9 protein-coding genes are annotated in these 17456 nt (G+C 59.7%); all 9 read right to left on the minus strand.

The genetic code is table 11. The features are described 5' to 3' along the window. Positions 1–132 precede the first annotated feature (132 nt). A complete protein-coding gene (locus JAO77_RS16810) occupies positions 133–2730 on the minus strand; it encodes a glycosyl hydrolase 115 family protein (protein WP_198991572.1) in 2598 nt (865 codons plus the stop codon). 37 nt (positions 2731–2767) lie between these two features. Further along, positions 2768–3883: an endo-1,4-beta-xylanase gene (locus JAO77_RS16815; protein ID WP_198991573.1), complete on the minus strand. Its 1116-nt coding sequence runs from the start codon at positions 3881–3883 to the stop codon at positions 2768–2770. 307 nt (positions 3884–4190) lie between these two features. Beyond that, positions 4191–5507: a xylose isomerase gene (xylA, locus tag JAO77_RS16820; RefSeq protein WP_198991574.1), complete on the minus strand. Its 1317-nt coding sequence runs from the start codon at positions 5505–5507 to the stop codon at positions 4191–4193. A gap of 135 nt (positions 5508–5642) precedes the next feature. Continuing rightward, positions 5643–7148 (minus strand): xylulokinase, encoded by a 1506-nt coding sequence (locus JAO77_RS16825; RefSeq protein ID WP_198991575.1) that lies wholly within the window; start codon positions 7146–7148, stop codon positions 5643–5645. A gap of 8 nt (positions 7149–7156) precedes the next feature. Continuing rightward, positions 7157–9352 (minus strand): glycoside hydrolase family 3 N-terminal domain-containing protein, encoded by a 2196-nt coding sequence (locus JAO77_RS16830; RefSeq protein WP_198991576.1) that lies wholly within the window; start codon positions 9350–9352, stop codon positions 7157–7159. Next, positions 9342–11294, minus strand: a complete 1953-nt coding sequence (locus JAO77_RS16835) for a sialate O-acetylesterase (RefSeq protein ID WP_198991577.1) — start codon at positions 11292–11294, stop codon at positions 9342–9344. Before JAO77_RS16835 ends, JAO77_RS16830 begins: the two co-directional genes overlap by 11 nt. Positions 11295–11417: 123 nt before the next feature. Then, complete coding sequence (locus JAO77_RS16840; RefSeq protein ID WP_235998481.1) at positions 11418–13217, minus strand: RagB/SusD family nutrient uptake outer membrane protein; 1800 nt, start codon at positions 13215–13217, stop codon at positions 11418–11420. A 165-nt stretch (positions 13218–13382) separates the two neighbouring features. Beyond that, positions 13383–16502, minus strand: a complete 3120-nt coding sequence (locus JAO77_RS16845; RefSeq protein WP_198991579.1) for a SusC/RagA family TonB-linked outer membrane protein — start codon at positions 16500–16502, stop codon at positions 13383–13385. A 78-nt stretch (positions 16503–16580) separates the two neighbouring features. Further along, complete coding sequence (locus JAO77_RS16850; protein WP_198991580.1) at positions 16581–17423, minus strand: SDR family NAD(P)-dependent oxidoreductase; 843 nt, start codon at positions 17421–17423, stop codon at positions 16581–16583. Positions 17424–17456: the final 33 nt, after the last annotated feature.

Consider the following 17456-nt stretch of genomic DNA (forward strand, 5'->3'; position numbering starts at 1 on the left):
AAGCCAGCTATCATTATGCCTAGGCTATAAATCTGTTCTTGAATAACCAGCAATACAAAAGCGGGTCATGCTTCGCTACGCGTTGCATGACCCGCTTTTGTATTGCTGGTTATTCAAGAATCAGTCTTAGGGTTAGCGCTTGCCCAGGCTGCCGGGCACAGCCTGCGCTTTGCCTTTACCACCCTCGCCGGCGGGCGGCCCTAGGTAGGTAGCGGGCAGCGGGCCGGGGCTCACCACCAGCTTTTCGAGCACCACGCCGGGGTCTACGCGCCAGAATTTGAGCACGTGCGCGCCGGCCGCAGCCACATTGTGCTGCGAGGTCTTAAGAATGATATTTTCGGCCACCGCCCGCTCCCAGGGTCGGTTGCCATTATCAGGGATGAGGCCGGTGTGCAGGTTGACAAGCTGCGGCGCCTCATCGTCAATCGACACCGCGTAGCGCAGGCCGGTGGTATTGGTAAAATCGAGCGTTGGCGCGAGGTAGGCGCTCACCGTCACGGGGCCGGCCTGAGGCAGGTTGATGCGGTACTCCAAGTGCGCGCTATTGCCGCCCGGCGCGGCCGTGGGCGCCGCCGTTACCGGGAAGGCCGTAACGGCCCCCGCCGTGCGCCCTAGGTCGGGCAGGCGCTGCCAGGTAATGGGCCCAGCGTTCACGGCCTGGGTGTAGCGTTCGGCATCTAGCGAGACGTAAGCGGCCTCGGGAGCGGCGGGCTGAGGCGCTGGCGCTGAGGCCGTAGTGCCAGCGGGCAGCGTCACTACCTCGGGCATCCTATCAGCGTTGGGCTGCTGCCAGTAGGTGTAGCCGATATGCGTTTGGTCCATCATGTGGTTCCATTTGCCGCCAGCCAGCGCGTGGTAGCGCTGCTTTATTTCCGCGTCTTTGGCATATAAAGCTTTCGCTTTTTCGGCTAGCGCGTTGGTGTTGGGCTGGTTGGTTTTGGCCGCCTCACGGTTTTGGGCTACGGTGTAATACAGCTCGTTGAGATTGGCGCAGGCCTGCACAGGGTGCAGCACCAGCTCGAAGTAAGCGTCGCGGTCGGCGGCGGGCAGCTTCTGGCCGATGGCCTCGGCGCGGCTTAGCAATTGGTTATACTCGGCTACTACCGTGGGCCATTCGGTGCGCAGGTTGTACGTATTCGCGTCGAGCAGCTCGGGCTTGCGGCGGGCGTTGTACTTGGCGTACTTAGCCAGAATATCGGCAATGTCGGACGCGTGCTTGGGGCCAAACTGCTGCTCGGCCCAGCGCTGGGTGTAGGCGGCCACGCCGTCGGCGGGCAGGGCATCGGGGTTCCAGGCGTAGTTGAGAAAGAAGCTGATGGGCAGCTCCACCGGCTTGAGGTCGCCCACGTTCACCACCCAAATCTGGTTAGCGCCGTACTCGTGCGCCAGGTGCATTTGCTCCCAGATGCGCGGCAGCGGATTTGTGTTCAGCCACTTGTAGTTCCTAGGTCCGCCCACGTAGTCGAAGTGGTAGTAGATGCCGTAGCCGCCCTTGCGGGGCGCATCGCCGAGCTTAGGCAGCTTGCGTAGGTTGCCCCAGTTGTCGTCGCAGAGCAGCAGGGTCACGTCGTCGGGCACGCGCATGCCCTTGTCGTAGTAGTCCTGTACTTCTTTGTAGAGCGCCCACACCTGGGGCGTCTGGTCGGCGGGCTTGCGGGTTTCTTCGGTCAGAATCTGGCGTTGGTCAGCCACTATCTTTTCGAGCAGCTTGATGTTGCTGCCCTCGCTCATGGGCTCGTCGCCATCGCCGCGCATGCCGATGGTCACGATGCTTTCGTGCGTGCCCATATTCTTAATACCTTGGCGCCAAAACTCTTGCAGCACCAGCGCATTAGTTTGGTAGTTCCAAGGGCCTTTGCCGTAGCGCTTCCACTCCTGCTGGGCGCGCTGCATGGGCTCGTGGTGCGAGGTGCCCATTACGATGCCGTAGGTGTCGGCCAGCTCGGGGCTGCGTTTGTCGTCGTCATTAAAGGCGTTGCCCCACATAGCGGGCCATAGGTAATTGCCTTTCAAGCGCAGGATTAGCTCAAAGACGTGCTCGTACATCTTCGAGTTGATGCCGCCAAACTTCTCCTTGGCCCAGCCACTGAGCGCGGGCGCTTCGTCGTTGAGGAAGATGCCGCGGTACTTCACCTGCGGCGCGCCCAGCGTATGGCGGCCAGCGGCCACGTAAAGATTCTTCTGCGGCTTGGTCGGCACGTCGGCCCACCAGTACCAAGGCGACACGCCCATCTGCTCCGACAGGTCGTAGAGGCCGTAGATGGTGCCGCGTTTGTCGGAGCCCGCTACCACCAGCGCCTTGGCCACGCCCGGCAGCGGGTTGTCAATAGTCTGCACCACAAAGGTTTCCCACCGGCCAGCCAGGTTGCTCACGTCGAGCTTGCCAGCTTGCACTAGTTTGTCAATCAACGGGCTGTGCCCTAGGGTGCCCACCAGCACCACAGGCTCTTTGCTAGTGGCGGGCGCGTCGGTTAGCAATTGCGGCTCACGGCCCGTCACGCGCTTGATGTCGGCCTGCACGTCGCGCATGGTCCGCAGTACGCCCGGCCAGTCGCTTTCGCTGGCGTAGAGCGCGGCGGCCTTGCCGCCCGCCACGAGTGGGAAGCTACCGGTCGCTTTTTTAGCCGAGATGTAGTGATTAGTGAGCGGCGCGGGCACGGCCTGGCCGCGGGTGAGCGCGGGCGACAGCAGGGCCGCGGCCAAAGCCAGGTGGGAAAGAAAAAGACGCATGGGAATTGCTAGCAGGAAAAGAAGGTTGGTGGCGCCGCTACCGGGCGGCCTGCACCACGGCCCGAAAAGCGGGTTTGGGCTGGAAATTGCGGTCGAACAGCAGCGGGTAGCTGGTGCGGCCCCGAATAGGCCAGTTATTCAGCCACGAGTCAGCGTCGGTCACACCCCAGAGCGTCACCCGGTCAATCACGTCGCGGTGCTTATGAAACAGGGCAAACAGGTCGGCGTAGCGCTTGGTGAGCTTCTGCTGCACCGAGTCGGGCAGGCCGGTGGTGTACACGTTGTATTTGGCGTCGGCCCCGAAGGTTTCGGCAATGTCGGCGCCCTGGCGGCGGCTGGGGTTCGGCAGCACATCGATGTCGAGCTCCGTGAAATTGACGTGCACGCCCAGCTTCGCGAAAGCCACAATACTGGCTTCCACCTGCTCAATCGTGGGTTTGGTGAGGCCGTAGTGCCCCTGCATCCCAATAGCCATCACCTTGATGCCCTTGGCTTGCAGGCTTTTCACCAACTTAATCACGCCCTCGCGCTTTTCGGGGCGATACAGGCTGTAGTCGTTGTAGTAAAGCTCGGCCTTGGGGTCGGCCTTGTGGGCGTATTCAAACGCCTTGGCGGCAAAATCCTCGCCGATGAGCTCCAGCCACTTGGTTTTGCGCAGGTCACCCTGCTGGTCGTCGATGGCTTCGTTGAGCACGTCCCAACCCGCGATTTTGCCCTTGTAGCGACCCACCACGGTGTTGATGTGGTCTTCCAGGCGCTTGAGCACTAGCTCGCGGCTAGCGGGCTTACCGTCGGCGTCCTCAAACACCCACTTGGGCGTTTGCTGGTGCCACATGAGTGTGTGGCCGATGGTGAACATCTTGTTGTCCTGCCCAAAGGCCACGTAGTCGTCGGCGGGCTTGAAGTTGTAGGTATCGGGCTGCGGGTGCACGGCCTCCCACTTCAGCAGGTTTTCGGGGCTGATGGTGTTGAACTGCTGCTTGATGAGGGCTAGGGATTTATCGTCGCGGCCGCTAACCTGGCGGTTGTTAAGGGCAGCCCCCACGTAAAAATCCTTCTTATAAGCCTCTTTCAATGAGGAGTCCGCTTTTGGCCCAAACCCCAGCCCTAACCCGGCCAGGGCCAGGCACCAACGCAAATTATTGGCTTTCATAACGGTAATTAGATAAAAAGCCGACGCAAACCGGCGCCTGCGGCATTCTTGTGCTGCGCCCGCGCTAACTGGTGGCGTTGCGCGAAGCCGGCAGCATTTGAGTAACATCAAAAAGCGCTCAACATGGCAGGCAAAGCGCAGCCATCGCACCTATTCAGCTCATCCTGATGCGATTGCTACGCTTCGCCTACTACGGCAAGCGCTTTTTGCGTAATTCCTGAAAGCAAAAACTTCCCCGGCCAGCCGACTCATCGTTCGCACCAATCCTCAGCTGGCCGGCTCCGTTTTAACTAGTCTTCTAGCATGCCTAGATATACTGGTTGATAATGCTTTCCAGCCACTCCTGCTTGCCGCTACGGGGCGTGGGCTCTCCCGACTCGTGCGCGATTTTACGCAGGTCTTCCAGGGTCAGGTTACCCTTAGCAAACTCAGCACCGGCACCCGAATCAAACGAAGCGTAGCGCTCCTGGCGGAACTGCTTGTAGGGCGACTTGGTGAGGATGGCATCGGCCGTCACGAGGGCACGGGCGAAGGTGTCCATACCAGCGATGTGGGCGATGAAGATATCCTCTAGGTCGGTCGAGTTGCGGCGCGTCTTAGCGTCGAAGTTGATGCCGCCCGGCTTGATGCCGCCGTGCTCCAGAATGATGAGCATCGACTCAGTCAGCTCGTTCAGGTTGTTGGGGAACTGGTCGGTGTCCCAGCCGTTCTGGTAGTCGCCGCGGTTGGCGTCGATGCTGCCGAGCAGGTTGGCGTCGGCGGCTACTTGCAGCTCGTGCTGGAAGGTGTGGCCGGCCAGCGTGGCGTGGTTCACCTCTAGGTTCAGCATGAAGTCATTCTCCAAGCCGTGCTCCTTCAAGAAACCAATTACCGTGGCAGCGTCGAAGTCGTACTGGTGCTTGGTAGGCTCGGCCGGCTTGGGCTCGATGAAGAACTTGCCGGTAAAGCCCTGCTTGCGGGCGTAGTCGCGGGCGATGCTTAGGAAGCGACCTAGGTGCGCCTGCTCGCGCTTCATGTCCGTGTTGAGCAGGGTCATGTAGCCCTCGCGGCCACCCCAGAAGGTGTAGCCTTCGCCACCCAATGCGATGGTGGCGTCGATAGAGTTTTTCACCTGCGTACCAGCGTAGGCCACCACCGAGAAGTCGGGGTTGGTGCTGGCGCCGTTCATGTAGCGCGGGTTCGAGAACACGTTGGCCGTGCCCCACAGCAGCTTCACGCCGCTTTCCTGCTGGTGTTGCTTGAGGTAGTCTACTACGGTGCTCAGGTTGCGCTCGTACTCGCTCAGCGACGAGCCCTCGTCTACCAAGTCCACGTCGTGGAAGCAGTAGTAGGGCGTGCCGAGCTTGGTGATAAATTCAAACGCCGCATCGGCTTTGTCTTTGGCGCGGCCCACGATATCGCCTTTGGCGTCCCAAGCAAAGTCTTTGGTGCCGGGGCCGAAGGGGTCGCCACCAGTGCCCACAAAGGTGTGCCAGTAGGCGGTAGCAAAGCGCAAGTGGTCCTTCATGGTCTTGCCAGCTACCACGCGGTTTTCATCGTACCACTTAAAGGCTAGGTGGTTATCTGACTCGCGGCCTTCAAACTTAATCTTGTCAATGCCTTTAAAAAATTCCTGGTTAGCCATGAGTTGGGAGAGTGTTTGGGGTAATGAGGGGTCGTAAAGAGGTAGTCACCCAACGGGCGCTTCCCCCTAACATTTGCGTTAAAAAATAGGTAAATCAGCTACTGGTACGGGGTTGCGCCCCGTGCCGGCAAGCTCCTAGGCCAGCAGCAATTCCGTCGGCCGGGTTTCGCGAGTTAGCAGGGTTTGCCAGTCGCTATAGGTTTGCTGGTACTGCGCCTGCAAGACGGGGGTGGGCTCCATAGTGCTGATGCGGGCGAGGCCATTGAAGGCCTCTTTCGGGCTGGCATATATACCGGCCCCGATACCCGCACCACGCGCCGCGCCTTGGGCCGCGTCAGTGTCGTAAAGCTCTAAGGTCACGTTACCGCAGTTCACGAAAGCCTCGCGGAACACCGGCGAGAGGAACATATTGGCGTGTCCAGCACGCACCGTTTGCACCTGCACCCCGGAGGCGCGCATGATGTCCATGCCGTAGTTGAGGGCGTACACGATGCCCTCCTGCGCCGCCCGAATGAGGTGCGGCTGGCCGTGAATGTTGAACTGCAAACCGTGCAGACTAGCGGCAGCCGGCCGGTTTTCAAGGATGCGCTCGGCACCGTTGCCGAAGGGTAGAAACAACAGGCCTTCAGCCCCTACCGGCGCCTGGGCGGCCAGTGTGTTCATCTGGTCGTAGGGCAGGTTGCCCACCACCTTGCGCAGCCAGCTATTTAGGATGCCGGTGCCGTTGAGGCACATCAGCACGCCGTTTTTGGGCTGCTCGCGGGTGCTATTCACGTGCACGAAGGAGTTAACGCGCGAGCGTGCATCGGCCGTCGTGGTTTCGTTGATGCCGTAGACTACACCGCTCGTGCCGCCGGTGGCAGCTACTTCACCCGCGTTCAGCACATTCAGCGAGAAGGCATTGTTGGGCTGGTCGCCGGCGCGGTAGCTGATGGGTGTGCCCGCCACCAGGCCTAGGGTCTGTGCAGCTTCGGCCGTGAGGCGGCCCTGAATGGCGAAGGTATCGACTACTTCGGGCAGTAAGTCGGCGCTGATGCCGTAGTAGTCGAGCAGTTCCTGCGCAATGGCTTGCTTCTTGAAATTCCAGAATACGCCCTCCGACAAGCCCGATACGGTGGTTTGCATCTGGCCCGTGAGCTGGTAGGCGAGGTAGTCGCCGGGCAGCTGAATCTTATGAATCTGGGCGTAAATCTCGGGCTCGTTTTCGCGCACCCACTTCAGTTTGGAAGCGGTGAAGTTGCCGGGCGAGTTCAGAAAATTTTCCAGGCAAAAATCCTCGCCTAGGTCGGCAAATGCCTCGTTGCCAATCTCCACGGCGCGGCTGTCGCACCAGATAATGGCGGGGCGCAGCACGTGGCCAGCCTTATCAAGCAACACCAAGCCATGCATCTGATAGGTGATGCCGATGCCGGCCAGTAGCGAGGCGTCGAAGCCGTACTTGGCCTTGAGTTGCTGGGTGGCGTTGATGACTTCCTGCCACCAGCGCTCGGGGCGCTGCTCGGCCCAGCCGGGCTGGGGCACGTCCATGCCCATTTCGGTGGTGGGCGTAGTGGCCGCGGCCACGCAGCGCCCGGTGGCGATGTCGAGCAGCGAGGCTTTGATGGAAGAGCTACCGATGTCGTAGCCGAGGAGGTATTTCATATGAATAACTACTTGATAGTTAATACTGCTGATGCTGGCTTGGCGGCCCCTAGGGCCAGGCTGCGAGCCGAGGGCAGCGAGCCGCCCACCCACACCTTAACCGGGCCGCTGGGCGCTACCGACTGGCCCTGCGCATTTACCTGCGCCAGCATATCGGGCGTGAGCGTGAACTTGACCGTAGTACTGGCGCCCGGCGCGAGCTTGACGCGTTGGTAGCTCTTGAGGGCGAAAAGCGGCGTTTGCGCGCCCGCCTTTTGCAGATGCGTGAGGTAAAGCTGCACTACTTCTTCGCTGGCCATGCCACCGGTATTGGTCACCGTAGCCATCAGTTCAACCGGCTTGTTTTTAGCGGCTTTAGTGGTCGAAAGCTTAGCGCCGGAGTAGGTGAATTTGCCGTAGCCTAGGCCAAAGCCGAAGGGATACATTGGTTCGGCTTCTAGGTAGCGGTAGGTGCGACCTTTCATGCCGTAAGCTTCGTAGGCAGGCAGCTGAGCGAGGCTTTTGGGGAAGGTGACCGGCAGGCGGCCCGAGGGCGAAGCCTTGCCAAACACCAAGTCAGCCACGGCGTTGCCGCCTTCCTCGCCGGGATACCAAGTCAGCAGCACGGCGTCGGCCAGCTCGTGCACCTCGCTCAGGTTCATGGGGCTGCCGCCAGTCACGATGGCGACGATAGGCGTCTTGCTATCCTGGCGCAGCTTGCGCAGGAAGTCGATTTGGTTTTGAGGTAGGTTGTAGTCGAGGCGGTCGCCGGCGTGGGCCGAGGCGATAGATTCGCCTTCTTCGCCTTCCAGCACGCCCGTGATACCTAGGACCACCAAAATAGCGTCCGTCTGCTTGGCCTCGCCGGTGGTCCAGTCAATAGGGTTGATGTTGGGCCGGTCGAGTAACGCGCCTTGCTTATACTCTATCTGCGAGCCGGGCTGCACCGCGCCAACCAGGCCTTCCAGGATGGTGCTCATCTGGCCATTTACACCGTAGTAGTTGCCGAGCAGTGCTTCCACGCTAGTCGCGTTGGGGCCAGTCACGAAGTACTTACCGAGGTCAGGGCGCAACGGCAGCACACCGTTGTTCTTGAGTAGCACCATTGACTTGAGGGCTACTTCTTTGGCCAGAGCGCGGTGGGCGGCGCTGTTCACCACTTCCGGCCCGAGCTTATCGTATGGCGTCGCGTTTGGCCCGTCGAAGAGACCCAGCTTGAAGCGCGTGCGCAGCAAGATGGCGAGCGCGCTATCCACCTGGCTTTCCTTGAGCAGGCCTTGGCGCACGGCCTCGGGCAGCTTGGTGTAGGTGTCGCCACAGTTCAGGTCCACGCCACGCGAGAGGGCCAGAGCAGCGGCTTCGGTCTTGGTTTTGACGGTTTTGTGGCCTTGGTACAAGTCGTCGAGTGCACCGCAGTCGCTCACCACGTGGCCCCGGAAACCCCATTCTTTGCGCAGCACCTGGCCGAGCAAAAACTCGTTGCCGCAGCAGGGCTCGCCGTTGGTGCTGTTGTAGGCGCACATCACGGCTTCCACGTTACCCTCTTTCACTAGCGCTTTAAAAGCGGGTAGATAGGTTTCGCGCAAATCCTGGGGCGAGGCCTCGGCATTAAACTCGTGGCGCAGGCGCTCGGGGCCGCTGTGCACGGCGTAATGCTTGGCGCAGGCAGCCACTTTCAGGTACCTAGGGTCGTTGCCCTGCAACCCTTTCACGAAGGCCACGCCGAGCCGGCTTGTCAGGGTAGGGTCCTCGCCGTAGGTCTCCTGGCCGCGGCCCCAGCGCGGGTCGCGGAAGATGTTGATGTTAGGCGTCCAGAAAGTGAGGCCGCCGTACTTCACATAGTGGTTTTTGGCGATGGCGGCGTTGTAGACCGCCCGCGCCTCGTCCGAAATGGCGGTGGCTTCGCGTAGCGCCAAGTCGTCATCAAACGTAGCTCCGAGGCCGATGGCCTGCGGAAACACCGTGGCCGGCGCCGAGCGGCCCACGCCGTGCAGCGCCTCGTTCCACCAGCTGTAGGCCGGGATACCTAGGCGCGCAATGGCCGGGCTCTGGTCGAGCATTTGCTGCGCTTTCTCCTCCAGCGACAGCTGCTTGATGAGGTCGTTGACGCGGGCGTTCAGCGGCTGCTTCGGGTCGCGAAACAGCGGCGTCGCCTGGCCGTGGGCCAGGTGCCCCAGGGCCAGCAGCGCTAGGCTGGGCAGCAGGTGCGGGAGCTTATAGCGCATCGGTCTGGAAAGTTGAAGCGGGCAAGCCAGCTTTGTTGTAGAGGGCGGCGTTTTCGGGATTGTCGGCCCAGGCGTAGCGCACGGTGGTAGGCTGAGCTACCTGGTCGCTCCATACCACTACTTTGTCACCTTCTATGCGGGCCTGTGCCCACACGAACTTCTTATCGGCACCCGCCACGGCAAAGCCCGTAAGCGGCCCGTTGCCCTTAGCCACCAAGCTGCTGCCGGGGTCGGCAAAGGTGAGCGTAACCTTGTTGCCCGCAGCCTTGGCCGACTGGAAGAGCGGGCCAGCGGCCACCACCTTGCTGTCGCCGTAAGCTACTTTCTCGGCGGCCAGGGCCAGGCGGTGCCCCACGGTCTGCTTGTCCAAGGGGTGAATGTCATTCCACTCGCCCACGTCGAGTAGCACGGCCATACCGGTGTGGGGCACGGCCAAGGTGCGGCGCTGGGCATCGCGTACAGCCGCCCAGCCGCTTTCGCTCGGCTCTTTGCGCACGGCCTGAAAGTTGGGCAGCTGCGCGTAAATGAACGGCAGGTTGGGCTGATTGAGTTGCTTACGCCAGTCCTGAATGAGGCCGGTGAGTAGGGCTTGGTAGTCGTCGGGGCGGCCGGCGTTGCTTTCGCCTTGGTACCAGAGCACGCCCTTCACAGCGTAGGAGCGCACGGGCGCTATCATGCCATTATACAGTCCGCCCGGCTGGTACTGGAAGGTGGTAGTGCCCGGGGTGGGCGGCATGGTCGCGCCTAGCTTATACTGCCAGTTGCCTTTCAGGTCGATGGTTTGACCACCCGCCACCAAGCGGTACTCCTTACCCATCGTGAAACCACCACGCCCGCCGTTGCTGATGAGGCGCACCGTGATGATATTCTTGCCAGCTTTCAAGATGCCTGGTGCAAAATCATACTTGCGGGGCGGGTACTGGTAGCCGGTGGTGCCCACCAGCTGCCCGTTGATATACGTCGAGTCGGCATCGACCAGCGTTCCCAACTCTAGGCGCGCGGGCTGGCCTACCATCGCGGCCGGCACGTCTACTTCCTTCTTGAACCACACCACGCCGTTTACCATACCTAGGGGCGTCTGGGTGGCCCAATAGCCGGGCACGGTCATGGTGGCCCAGCCGGTGGCGTCGTAGGTAGCGGCGCTCCACTTGGGCTGGCCGGGCTGCTCGCCCTGGTCGGACTGATGAAGGCGCTTGTACCAGTCGGCCACGGCCGCACCTTCGCGCTGCCGAGTACCGGCTACGAAAGCACTGTCGCGGTAGGGTGCCACTTGCTGCTCGTACTTCGGAAACTGCTTGAGCGCGTCGGCACTCAGCCAGGCCTCTGCCGGCGAGCCGCCCACTGCGTCCTTAATGATGCCCACTGGCACATTGTACTTTGCTTGCAGCTCCTTAGCGAAGAAGTAACCCACGGCCGAAAACTTTAGCACGCTTTCGGGGGTAGTGCTTACCCATTTGCCACCGGTGAGGTCGGCTTTGGGGCTGGTAAAAGCGTACGTCAGCGGCACCTCAAACTGCCGAATACGCGGGTTGTTGGCCTGCGCCACTTCCTGCGGGTACTTGTCACGCACGCGGCTCATGGGCGTTTCCATGTTCGACTGGCCCGAGCACAGCCACACGTCGCCCACCAGCACGTCTTTTACTACTAGGTGGTTGCTGGCGTCAACTTTCAGCTCGTAAGGGCCGCCGGCCTTTTGGGCGGGTAGCTGCACCTGCCACTCGCCCTTGGGGCTGGTGGTGGCGCTGTACGTCTTGCCCTGGAAGCTCACGGCCACCTTTTCGCCCGGCGCGGCCCAGCCCCACAGGCGCAGAGGCATGTCGCGTTGCAGCACCATGCCATCACTCACGAGGCGCGGCAGGCGCACGGTGGCCTGGGCGGTGGAGGTAATCAGCAAGCCGAGTGAGGCGCCAAAGAGGCCTAGTAATTTCCCGTTGAGAATCATGTTTTTATAAGCCAAAGCCACTCAATACAGTACCCCTTCATAAATAAGCCCCGATTTCGAGGTGAAATCGGGGCTTATTTTTATTTAGAGCCAGCCTTTTTAATAGCCAGTTCTTTCACCAGCCTATTGATAATTAGGATTCTGGTAAGTGGCTTTCACACTGGCATCTACATCCAGGCGGTCGAGCTGGAACTGTGGAATGGGACGTAGGTAGTGGTACGGCTGAATAGTGCGCGTAACGGTAGTCGGGGTATGGTCGCCGTAGTTGGTGCCCCCGATGCGGTAGGTACCAGCCAGCTCATTCCACTTCTGTGTGCGCACCAGGTCAAACCAGCGGTAGCCTTCGCCAAAGTACTCGCGCGAGCGCTCGGCCAGGATGTAGTTGATGTCGATAGTAGCCGGCGTAGCTGCCACCATCGCTGCGCTGTTATCCTGCGATTTAGGCACGTTGCCGTTGTTGTCGAAGCGCCACTTGCCGGCGCGGGCCCGAATCACGTTTATCAAGTCCTTGGCGGTTTGCCCGGCTTTGGTATTAGCACCTTTCACGGCGGCTTCGGCTGCTACGAAGTACAGTTCCGAGAACTTAGCAATGTTGAAGGGGCGCGTGCTGCCGGCATTCGGCTGCCCTAGGCCCGTGCCGTTGTCGGTGCGGTAAGGGCCTAGCTTCCAAAGGCCCGGATACACGATGCGGCTGATGCCAAGCGGAGAAATGACGTAATCGGCCCGGTTGGGTAGTACACCCGCGCCAATGTTGCTCGCACCGGGGCCGCTAGGATAGGTAATAGCGGAAGCCGGCTCTGAGCCCAAGAAGGTCAGAATCGCATCGCCGGGGGCAACTGGCAGGTTATTGGCGTTGTACAGGGTCTGGGCAGCAACGCCAGCCTTGGGCCAGTTACCACGATAGGTCGTGGTAAAGGTGCCGTCGAAACGAGAGTCGTTCGTTTTATCGGCAAAAGTGTTCTGGATGGCCCCAATGGTCGGGGCCATGCGCGTCCAGGGGCGGCCTAGCGGCTGCACAGCTTCCCGCTGCACCGACGATATCGGGCCCGAGCCGTTGGAGTTGCTGGCGCTTCGGATGTTGGGGTAGTTCCAAGTTAGCATCCAGCCGGCAAAGTTGTCGGGGGCACCGCCGCTACCAAAGGTGAGGCTGCCGCCATTATAAAGCTCGCTGGATTCGGTATGGTCCGCAAACAGCAGTATCTCAGCGTTGCGGTCGTTCGTACCGAGGTTCACATCGTAGTACGTATTCTGCAGGCGGAACGGGCCGGGGCTGTCGATGCCGGCCGTGGCCACGTCGTAGGCCTGCTGGTAGTAGTACTGGGCGGTGCGGCCGGCTGGGTCGGTGCGCTGGGCCGCCGGATAGGTCGGAATGTTATTCGGGTTTTCCAGCCACCAAGCGTAGGTCAGGTAGGCTTTGGCCAGGTAAAGGCGGGCCAGCGTTTTGGTGGCCCCTCCTATCACCCGCGGGTTTGCCGGCAAGTCATTTATAGCTTGCAGCAAGTCGGGGAAAATGGCCTTGGTGTACACCTCGGGCACCGTATTGCGGGTGGAGGTCCGAACCGGATTGATGTTAAATTCTAACTCGCCCGAGCCCAAATCCAGCGGTACCCCGCCAAACGTCTGCACTAGCATGAAGTAGTCGAAGGCGCGGAAAAACCGGGCCTCGGCCACCAGAGAGGCCGAAATGGTGCCTACTGCACTGGCATTCTTAATAACGCCATTAGCCGTGTTGATATTCGGAAAAGCCGCGCCCCACAGGGCATCCGCCCGGCTGTTATTAGCAGTGAGTTGCGCCCGGCCGGATAGGTCCATGGCCAGGAAGTTTTCGTCGGCATCCCGGCCGTAGGTTACTTCGTCGGTGCCCGTCAGGGTAGAGTTGTAGTAGTAGGCTTGGCCGTAGATGTCGCGCAAGTGCGCGTACATCGCAGTTAACCCCCCTTGCACGCCTCTTTCCGTTTGGAAAAAGCCTGGTTCGTAAATACTCCTGGGCTGCTCATTCAGCAGGTCCTTGCACCCGGCCGCAGACAGGGAGAGGGCGGCGGTGCTAATTAAGAATTGTAATTTAAAACGTTTCATTTTTAGCGCTGCTTAGAAAGTGAGGTCCAGACCGCCGAGGAAGGTGCGGGTGGCTGGGGCGTTGGTGCCCAGCGTCAGGATGCGGCGGAGGTTGAAGTCAAGAGGCACGGCCGCGTTTTCGTTGCCATTCGAATTGGTTTCCGGGTCCATGCCCGATTCCTTCTTGTAAGGCGAGAAAAACACAAAAGGGTTCTGCGCCGTCACGTACAGGCGCAGGCGGCTGATGCCGGCCTTCTGCATCCACGCGCTGCTCTGGAAGTTATAGCCCAGCGAAATAGTGCGCACCTTGAGGTAAGAAGCATCGAAGTAGCCCAGCGTAGAGGCATACTTGGGGTTGTCGCCGCTCGTCAGACCACCGGGCTTGGGGTATTTGGCCCCGGTGTTATCTGGCGTCCAGTAATCAACTTTTACGTTGCCGCGGCGGCCGTTTAGCATGTTGAGGTAGCCCCCCGAGCCGTAGATAGTGCTGTTGAGCAGGCCACCGTTTTGGAAGACGCCCACGACAGACAGGTCAAAGCCTTTGTACGCCAAGCGAGTGTTGAAACCACCTAGGAAGTTGGGGTTCACATCCAGAATCTGACGGTCGGCGGAGCCAATGGCGCGGGTGGGGCTACCATCTGCGTTGTACGTGCCGGTGTATTTCACCTTAATCATACCGGGGTTTCCGCCGGGCTCCAGAATGTTCAGGTACTGGTCGCCTTGCTGCCACAGGCCCGTTCTTTCGTAGTCAAATACTACGTTGATGGGCTGGCCCACAAACCACCAGTTGGCTTCGTCGCGCTGCTGGGCGCCTGCCAACGACGTAATCTTGTTGCGGTTGGCGTATAGGTTGACGCCCGCTTCCCAAGTCCAGCCATTGACATTGTCCAGAATCACTCCATTCAAAGAAAGCTCTATGCCTTTGTTTTGAGTGGAGCCAATGTTGGCCGTGTAGCTACCCACACCCGAGGTCGAAGGCAGTCCCAACCCAAGCAGCAGGTCTCGGGTGTTGGTAACGTAGTACTCCACGGTACCGGAGAGACGGTTTTTCAGAAGCGAGAAGTCTACCGCGTAGTTCCACGTTCTGGAGTATTCCCAACCTAGGGCAGGGTTAGGCAGTTGGGTCACATACAGGCCCGTCTGGTAGTCGGTAGGGCCGAAGTTGTAGGGCCGGGTGCTCAGGAGACCCAGGGTAGAATAAGGGTTAACGGATTGGTTAGACGTTATGCCGTAGCCCGCCCGCAGCTTTAGCATATTTACGGCCTCAATTCCCTGCATGAACCCTTCTTTGGCTACGTTCCAGCCGACTGACACAGCCGGGTACGCATTCCATTTGTGGCCTTCGGCAAGGCGCGACGAGCCGTCCGTACGAACCGTAGCGGACAGCAAGTACCGGTCGTCGTAGGAGTACATCACCCGGCCCATGTAGGACAGCAGACCGAATTTTGAGTATTGCTGGTCGCCGGGGTTTACCGTGATTTGACCAGCGGCCAGCCCTATGTTATAGAACTGGAAGGCGTCGGACGGAATATCCCGGCCATTGACCTGCGAGCGGTTGAATATATTGCTGGAGGCAGAATACAAGGCTAGCGCATTGATATTATGCTTCCCACCAAAGGTGCGGTCGTAGGACAGAATGTTTTCAACGGTGTAGTCCGTCGTAACCGAGTTGCTGACGGAGGCCGTGGAGGGAGTAGTTGGGGTGACCGCGTTGATACCCTGCCCCGTATAGCTGCCGCCCTGGCTCTGCCGGTAGTTTACCCCGAGGTTAATGCGGTATTTCAGTCCTTCTACGCCCGGTATCTTCAACTCACCGAAGATGGCGTTGTAGGTGGCCAAGCTTCTGGTTTCGCTGAGCCATCTATCCCGGTTAGCCTCCACTACACCACGGGTCGTTACCCAGTTCTCGTCCAGCGGCATTTTGATGGTTCTTTTCAGCGAACCATCCGCGTTGTATGGGTTAGCAATTGGCGAGGAACTCAGTGCACCATATATGCCTATGTTGCCGCCTTCCGACAAGCTGTAGGTATTATTGGTCGTGAAGCCCAAGCGGACGTATTTGCCAACACTCTGGTCTAGCGTGCCGCGAATGGAAAAGCGGGTGTACTGCTGGGTCGGGATTACGCCTTGCTCCTTATAGTAGCCAGCGTTGAAGTTATAACGTCCGGTTTCCGTACCGCCGCTCAGGCCTACGTTTTGGTTGTTTTGAATACCAGTCCGATACAGCAAATCCTGCCAATCGACATCCACATCATTGGCTTCATCTACACCGTTGGTATAGATACCCGCTGCTTTGCGAAGCGCCACAAACTCGGGTCCATTCATCATGGGGTATTTGGCGAACAGGGTTTTCACGCCCACAAAGCCGCTGTACGTCACCTGCGGCTTTTGTCCTTTGCTGCCCCCCTTAGTGGTTACCAGCACCACGCCGTTGGCCCCGCGCGAGCCGTAAATAGCTGTGGCCGAGGCATCCTTTAGAATGTCAATCGAAGCAATGTCGTTGGGGTTAATATCCCCAATGGAGCCCGGGAAGGGAATGCCGTCTAGCACTACCAGGGGGTCGTTGCTGGCCGTCAGCGAGCGCGTTCCGCGGATGCGGATTTGCGGGCTGGCCCCGGGCTGAGAAGAGCTCTGGGAAATCTGCACGCCCGGCAGGCGGCCCTGCAGGGCCTGTCCGATATTGGCCACCGGCACTTCGCGCAAGACATCTCCCTTGATGGAAGCCACTGAACCAGTTACCGCCTCGGCCCGCTGCGTGCCGTAGCCGATTACCTTCACTTCTTCCAGAGCTTGGTTTTCGGACTCCAGGCTCTGGGTTATGCTGGTGCGGTTGCCTACCGGCACCTCCTGCTTCGCGTAGCCGACAGAGCTAAGCACGAGCACACTATTGTCGTTGGGTACGCTGATGGTGTATTTGCCATCCACATCGGTGGTGGTGCCGGTCGTGGTGCCTTTTACCACTATCGTCACCCCCGGGATGCCTTCGCCATTGGCAGAGGTGATTTTACCGCTTACCGTGTGGGCACCCGCCACTTGGGCGTAGGCCACTTGGGGCAGCAGAGGAGTAAAGCTGCCACCTAGTAGGATTAGCGGCACCAGCCGCGACCATTTCGCGCTATTAAGCCGCCGAAACGAAGGTATGGGTGTATGCATGGGTGGGAAGTTTGAAAAATAAAAAATGAGAACTAAAGCAAAATAGCGCCTAACGGGACAATAGCAATGAATAATCTGCTAAAATCCAATGGAATTGCCACCATCCACGGGCAGCGAGGCACCAGTGATATAGCGGGCGGCATTGGAGGCCAGGAACACGGCTGCGTGGCCGATATCGGCGGGCTTGCCAAACTTGCCCATGGGCGTGCGGCGCATGGCGCGGTCGCGGCGGTCGGGGTCCGAGTTCATGGCCGTGCGGCTCATCTCGGTTTCGATAAAGCCGGGCGCAATAGCGTTCACGCGCACGCCATGCTTAGAAAACTCCGAGGCAAGCACTTTCACCATGCCTTCGACGGCTGACTTGGAGGCGGCGTAGGCCACCACGCGGTCGATACCATAGTAGGCGGCCATCGACGAAATCATGATAATCGTGCCGCTGCCGCGAGGTACCATGCGCCGGGCAGCAGCGCGCGTGAGCGCAAACACGGCGTTGAGATTGGTGTGAATGATGCGGCTGAAATCTTCATCAGTTACTTCCAGCGCTGGCTTTTTCATATTGATGCCAGCATTGTTGACTAGAATATCGAGCGGGCCATACTCGGCCTCAATCTGCTCAATCAGCGCATCGGTGCCGTCGAGGTCGCTCACGTCATTCACCACAAAATGCGCACCTTCCCCCAACTCTGCAACTGACTCTTGCAGCACCGCTTCGCGGCGGCCCGTGATGATAACCGTGGCCCCGGCTGCCACCATGCAGCGGGCTATTTCAAAGCCAATGCCCGTGCCGCCCCCCGTGATGAGTGCCACCTGCCCAGCCAGTGAAAAGACTTGGAGCCCCGGCTGCGCGGCGGGGTCGGCAATAGCTAGTGTGGTCCCGTTGGTAGCCGAATGACCGTTGGAGGTAAGGATAGAAGTAGCCATGATTGAATTGGCAGTAGACTGTTAAATAATAGA

Source organism: Hymenobacter sp. BT559 (genome assembly GCF_016427535.1).
Taxonomy (GTDB): Bacteria; Bacteroidota; Bacteroidia; order Cytophagales; family Hymenobacteraceae; genus Hymenobacter.